General features: G+C 56.9%; 4 protein-coding genes and 1 pseudogene. 1 reads left to right on the top strand and 4 read right to left on the bottom strand.

The features are described from left to right. Positions 1-655: 655 nt before the first annotated feature. The 3 genes from repB to FS320_RS46390 form a co-directional block, all read right to left on the bottom strand. Entirely contained in the window at positions 656-1,678 is a 1,023-nt protein-coding gene (gene repB / locus FS320_RS35870) for a plasmid partitioning protein RepB (RefSeq protein ID WP_152717126.1), read from the bottom strand. Further along, on the bottom strand, positions 1,678-2,871 hold the full coding sequence (gene repA, locus FS320_RS35865; protein WP_152717125.1) for a plasmid partitioning protein RepA: 1,194 nt from the start codon (positions 2,869-2,871) through the stop codon (positions 1,678-1,680). Before repA ends, repB begins: the two co-directional genes overlap by 1 nt. Positions 2,872-3,687: 816 nt before the next feature. Continuing rightward, positions 3,688-4,110 carry a hypothetical protein gene (locus tag FS320_RS46390; RefSeq protein ID WP_162562920.1) on the bottom strand — a complete coding sequence of 141 codons (423 nt, stop codon included), beginning with the start codon at positions 4,108-4,110 and terminating at the stop codon, positions 3,688-3,690. Between FS320_RS46390 and FS320_RS35860 the strand changes: the two genes are divergently transcribed. Next, positions 4,015-4,911 carry a phosphotransferase gene (locus FS320_RS35860; protein WP_192926380.1) on the top strand — a complete coding sequence of 299 codons (897 nt, stop codon included), beginning with the start codon at positions 4,015-4,017 and terminating at the stop codon, positions 4,909-4,911. The genes FS320_RS46390 and FS320_RS35860 overlap by 96 nt on opposite strands. A 1,341-nt stretch (positions 4,912-6,252) precedes the next feature. Here FS320_RS35860 and FS320_RS35855 read toward each other — a convergent pair. Next, positions 6,253-6,394, bottom strand: a pseudogene (locus FS320_RS35855) (ATP-binding protein); the annotation flags it as partial.

The following is a 6,394-nucleotide window of genomic DNA, read 5'->3' as shown; positions in this document are numbered from 1 at the left end:
CTGTCGTTCTTCGACTATCTTGGCGACCGGCTCGGCCTGAATGGGGATCAGCCGAGAATTCCGCCCCTTGCCGACCTCGTCATCCGGTCAGCCTAAGGCCCACCGTCCCCCAAACTGCCCCGATGACCCCCGAAAGCCACGCTTGCGCCCCGAGCTAAGTGATTGATCTAAGAAGCTATAGCTTAGCCGAGAGAAGTGAAGGAAGGGTTGCCTACGATGTAGAGTGAGACATTCCAGCACTCTGCAAAGCGGCACCCTCCCCGATCAGGAGCGGTGTGTCGAGCGACCGGTTCCGGAGGCGCTTCCACGAGCCTTGATAGCGCTGAAAGGCTCCAGAAACCCTTGTTTTAAGCCATGTTGGCAGGCCTGTGGGAAGTCCTTCCTTTCCCGGCTGGTTAACAAAAAGGCTTGAGAGACGTCTTCAAACGATCGATTGCTCGCGATAAACAAAAGTGTACATAGCCCGCTCTAGAACTTCCAACTAACGTTTGAACACCCCTCCCCTTCGAGCCCTTTGCACGTGTTCGCGACTGTGGACCAGCCACGGAGGCATCGGAACTATAGAGATCCCTTCCAGATGATGTGCTGAAGATCGTTGCAGAAGGAAACAAACCGGATGCCGGGGCCCTTCCATTTGGCTGAGCCCCGTTCGATGTCATTCTTCAGACTTGTGGGCCTGCGCTCTGAATTCCGAGTACAAGCTATCCAGCTTGGCGAGTAGGAAGTTCCCGAACTCGGGGGCGAGCTTTTCATCCAACGTGAGCTGAAATTTCTTGTCGCCGCGCGTGTACTTGGCAACCTTCAGCCCGTCGTTAGCCGTCCATGCTTCTGTCTGCGCACGTTCGGTCTTCTTGACCTGAGCAAGAACAAACTGGAAGCGCGCATCAGATGACAGGCGCTGGAAGTCATCACTGGTGAATGCTTTGCGGACTTTCTGGTGAGCCCGATTATCCATGCTCGCGGACAGATCCATCCAGCGGCCTTGACCGATGCTGGGTGCCGGCCCGATTGCGTCGATTATATCGAGCGGGATGCTGGAGGCGACGCTGATCAGACGAGAGAGATTGCCAGGATCGATACACAGCGACTGGGAGATCACTTCACGGGTGAACTTCCTGTCTTCGAGCTGCTTTGCAAAGCGCGCCCTTTCAATAAAGCTGAGGTTGGTGCGGGCATTGTTTTCCTGCCCTTGAGCAACGACCAATTCCTCGTCGGTCAAGTTTCTGACGGTGGCCTTGACCTTTAGGCTGAGCTCCTTGAGAGCACGAACACGCCGGTGACCGAAGGCGATCTGGTATCGTCCATTTTCCGTCGGGTGAGGACGGACCAGGACAGGAACGATCTGACCTCGATCCCGAATGGATCGGAGAAGTTCCTGATGGTCCTCTTCGGATGGGGCCATGCGATCAGGAACGAACGATGCATCGAGATCCGCAGGATCCAACTCGACAATCGTTTGACCCTGGCTGAGCTGCCGCTGCATTTCCTCAGCCCGCGCAAGCACGTCGACGGTTTGCGTGATCGTCCCGAGTTGTGGGGTAGGACGTGAGGGCCTCTTGTCCGTCGACGCAAACGGCCGGTCGACCTTGTGCGGACGGTCGCCCTGCTCTACCGGCTGATTGGCCGCGGGAGCGGTTCCTTCATCAATAAGGTCTGCGAGAAGATTTAGACGAGCCATTAGACTCTCCCCCAGGTGCGGCGAATGTGAGCCTCGACCTCTCCATTGACGAGATCGAGTGACTCCATGGCGCGATCGTACGTGCCCTTGTTAAACTTCTGGCGATCGACTTCGTAGAGTGTCTGCTTACTTAAGCCAGCATCGGCGATGGCTGTGCTCTTCAACATAGCGTTGGTCATGACCCGCGGACCGAACAGTGAGCGTAGAAAGCCCACCATCTGGTTCTGAGGGGTGTCGCTCGGCTCATATCTGGTGATCAGATACGACATCCACTCGTAGTTTGCGATGGGCCGGGCCTTGTTGATGACCTGGAGCAGATCAGTTGTCATGCGCAGAAACTGAGCCATCGAGAGGACATCCAGCATCTGCGGATGAACGGTGATCATGATCGAGGTGGCCGCGCAGAGAGCCGCCATCGTCAGGTACCCGAGGTTGGGAGGGCAGTCGACGAGGACGACATCGTACTCACCTTCGACGGGCTCGAGGGCCTGTGCGATCCTTACAAAGAACGTCGAGGCTTCCTTCGCACGGGGAGTTGTCGTCTCGAACTCCATCAATTCGAGGTTTCCCGGGATGATGTGCAGCCCGGGGAGATAAGTCGAGCGGATGATCTCCCGAATATCGACTCGGCGATCATCGTACCTCAGAGCGCCATAGAGGGTTTCGTCTGCCCCCACGTCGAGCTCAGGTTGATGACCAAATAACGTTGAAAGGCTGGCCTGGGGGTCCAGGTCGATAGCGAGCACTCTGTAGCCTTTTAGGGCCAGATACTGGGCTAGGTGAGCGGTGGTCGTGGTTTTGGCGCTGCCACCTTTGAAATTGATGATCGACAGGATCTGGAGTTTGTCGTCACCCTGACGATGGGGAACGTATTGACGCGATGGATTTGTAGCGTCGAGCAATTCACGGATGGCGGCGATGTCTTCCACCGAGTAGGTGCGCCGGCCGTTGACCGGAGGTTCCGAAAGTTCAACTTTTCCGTCGATGGCGATCTGGCGGAGGTAGCCCTCGGCGATGCCGATGAACTTGGCGGCTTCGGCAGAAGTCAGACGGCGGATCGCCTTCTTGGCGAGTGGTGGGAAAATGCGGCGTTGGAGGGCCTGGAGCTTTGAGGCCAACTCGTCCGCGTCATTTTCTAGGAGCTCAAGGAAGGTTTTATCGGTCTCGTACGATAATGCGGCCTGAGTGCTCATACTGCTTTTCCGTGCCTCTGGATCTGCGCAGAAATGGCTGATGGGGGCCGATGTGCGCTGATGAGCAGTAGGAGCTAAGAGGTTTAACAATTCGTAAACACTCCCCTTCGGAAAACATCTTTTTAAGCAAGTAGACTGCGGCTGGGCAGGTTTTTGGGGATCGTATCCGCTGAGGCAGAATCGGCTGTGTTATGAGCAGCCCCCTCCCCTTCCAAGATGCTGAAGCGACTCGACGGAGTTATATTCAGTCCGGCTAGAGGTAGGGCGCGCAGGAGAAAGATGAAAATCGGCAGCAGTGAGACAATGGCAGACACGATCAAGGATGGGCGGGAAGTTGTAAGCTTACAAGTTTCTCTCGGACGGGATCGAGATTACTCTCCTCTGCTGAAGGCTACTTTGAGAATTCTGGTAATTCGACCTTTCAATGGGACTAGCCCTGCTATACGCTATGCTGTCTTCGCGGCCAAGTTGGAGCTAAGATTGTAAGCTTACAATTTGAGGCATATGGTCTGAGCCGAAAGCCTTGAGCACGAAAGATGCCGAATTGTGAGCTTACAATTCGGCTTACATAGCCGCTCACTTCGTTAGCGATCCTTTCAGGCGTTGTCCTTGGATGAGCCCACCCCATCGATACGAACGGTGTTGTCACTATCCTTACCGGGCCACACCCCTGCCCTCGGGGATTTCAGAAGAGGTAGTTGCCAATTGAAAGCTCACAACCGGGAGGCTCAGGGCGCCTGCCGTGGATCGAGCTGAGCAAGCTGGGACACTGAATTGTAAGCTAACAATTCCGACGGCCGTCCAGCCAGCAAGAACTCAGCTCGTCGCACCAATGCCGGCCATGCCACAGCCCTTCATCCTGAGTGAAGCCACATACGGACGAGGCAGTGCACGATGACGCGCCAGCTTGAGGACTGCTGAAAATTGAGGCCCGATCCTGCAGATTACGAACCCCTTTACAGGATTTTGTGCAAGCTTAAGAACCCCTCCCCTAGTCGGCTCAGGATCGTTAATGGCAAATTGTAAGCTTACAATTTCTAGGTTGCCGCACAGTTGGTCGAACGAGTCCGGATCTGGTGACGAGGGTTCAAGCTTCGGGCAATCAAACTGGCGCAGGAGCGGATTTGGTCGGACATTGGCAGCATGATGCACGCTGATCAGGTGCTTATCGATCGTAATATCGCTCGTGGAATAATCATCGATCAGTTCCCGGAGTATCGCCATGAACGGATAAAGCAACTTGAGACGATCGGCACCGTCAATGCGATTTACCGGATTGGATCAGATGCTGCAGCAAGATTTCCTCTCCGCAAGATGAAGCCGCTCGAGTGTGCTGATATGCTTCACAGGGAAGTCGCAGCCATGACCGAGTTCACGGAGAATTGTCCTGTTCCGACTCCTCGGCCGCTCGGGCTTGGTCGACCTGACGCGCGCTATCCGATGCCTTGGGCGGTACAGAGCTGGATCGAAGGCGATGTTGCGACGCCAACCGGATTCGCGACGTCCACGGCCTTCGCCCGCGATCTTGCTCACCTGATTGCGTCGCTTCGAGCAGCGGACACTCACGGTCGTCGCTTCGATGGAATAGGGAGGGGCGGCAACCTTTCCGATCACGATGCCTGGATGGAAGTCTGTTTCAACAATAGCGATGCTCTCCTCGACGTTACTCGCCTGCGGCGCATGTGGACTCGGCTTCGTGAGCTGCCGCCATCCGGGCCCGACGTCATGAGCCACCGGGATCTCATTCCGGCGAACCTTCTTGTGCATGGCGAGCGTCTTGCCGGCGTGCTCGATGCCGGCAGCTTCGGGCCAGCCGATCCGGCATTGGATCTTGTGGCCACATGGCATCTTCTCGACCGCGACCGAAGGGACATCGTGCGGCGCCACCTCGGATCGGGTGAAGTCGAGTGGGAGCGCGGCGCAGCGTGGGCGTTCCAGCAAGCGATGGGGTTGGTTTGGTATTACGAGCAGACCAATCCCAGTATGAGCGCCCTCGGACGGAGCACGCTTTCCCGCTTGCTCGACGATCTTGACGTCTGAACTGAATGCACTTCAGGCGAACGCCGGCGGAGGGAGGAATGCCGTTTCCTCAGATCCGATATCGCAAGGCGTCGGTTGTCACGGGTGCAGGGTTCGGAGCACTGAGTGGAGCAGAATTGTAAGCTTACAATTCAAGTGCGGTGAGCGTTTCCCTGACGATGACTTGGCTGGCCGTTCGATGCGAGCAGGGCAAATTGTAAGCTTACAATTTTCCCGTTCGTGGGTGCATCCCATGCGCGGCAGAACAACGTGGAGGCACAGGTCGATAGCCTCCAATACTTGAAGGTTTGTTTGAGGGAAGCCTTTCTCAAATTTGCTCCATGAAGCCACCGGATGCCCAATGGAAGATATCCGATGGGGGAGGGCACAGTATAGGGCACGCGTGCACGCTTCGGTTTCATCTTGTAACTTACAGGACTGGCCCGATCCCGGATCCGGAGCCAGGGCGAGCGCCTTACCAAAAGGAAGGTATGAGTGCGCCAACTTTGGAGAAGGGGCCTGATGCGGCGGCGATATTCCTGGGACGAGAGACAGGGAGACCTCTTTGGGGCACCGGCGCCAAAGCCTGCAGCTGCCAAACGACTGGCCCCTACCGAAAGTGAGATTCCTAAGGAGCCCCCTGTCCAGGCTGTTTCGCTTGCTTCTCTGGCACAGCGCTCAAGCCGCTACGAACTGGAAGATATGGTTAACGAGCTAGGTGATGAAGAGCTTGCTCATCTAGTCGTTCGAGGCATTCGCATCCTCAAGAAGCGGATGGCACGGGCAGGGAAGGGGGGTGGTGACCGCACTCTTAATGCCCGCCGGCATAGCCCGTTGGATCGAGCGCTGCAGGAGATCGCGAGCGAAATTTCCAGCTTCGATGAGACAGACGGAGACTGGTAGGCGGGCTGTTGCAACCCTATTCAGCCCCTGTGTTACTGGTGGTTAGCCCAAGCTTAGCCGCCCGGTCCAGGAGGGACTTCACCGACGACGCTGACCATCGCGCCCCTCCGCGCGGGGCACGTTCCCGCATGCGCTCTAACTGGGCAGCTATTTCACGCAAGGTAAGGTTAGGTGCCGCCATAGCGATGCCCGCAACCAGCGTGAGTAAGCGCTCGTTGGGAAGACGGGGAGGGGACTTCGTCAGAAGGGACTTTTCGGCCAAACCTTCCTTCACTAGCCGTTTGGTCGTCCGCCGCAGCCGTTCGGCTGTCCATGATTGTCCTGAGGCATTGAGAACTCGGGCCACGTCATCCCATGTGTGTTGAGGCCGAAGTCGGCGGATGGTGTCAAGCGACACCGAGATTTACGAGATAAGGCGACATCCAGTTTTACGACGGCTCAAGCGTGAGCCCGCTGGAGAGCCTCCTCCAGATCCCGCAGGCGATAGCTGCGCCCCTTGATGTTGAGAACATGCGCTCGGTGCAGCAGGCGGTCGAGGATGGCCGTGGCCAGCACCTCGTCGCCGGCCAGCAGCTCGGTCCACTCCCGGATGCTCTTGTTC

Origin of the sequence: Microvirga tunisiensis (assembly GCF_009296175.1) — a bacterium.
In the GTDB taxonomy this organism is placed as follows: Bacteria; Pseudomonadota; Alphaproteobacteria; order Rhizobiales; family Beijerinckiaceae; genus Microvirga; species Microvirga tunisiensis.
This window is presented reverse-complemented; position numbering and strand designations above follow the sequence as displayed.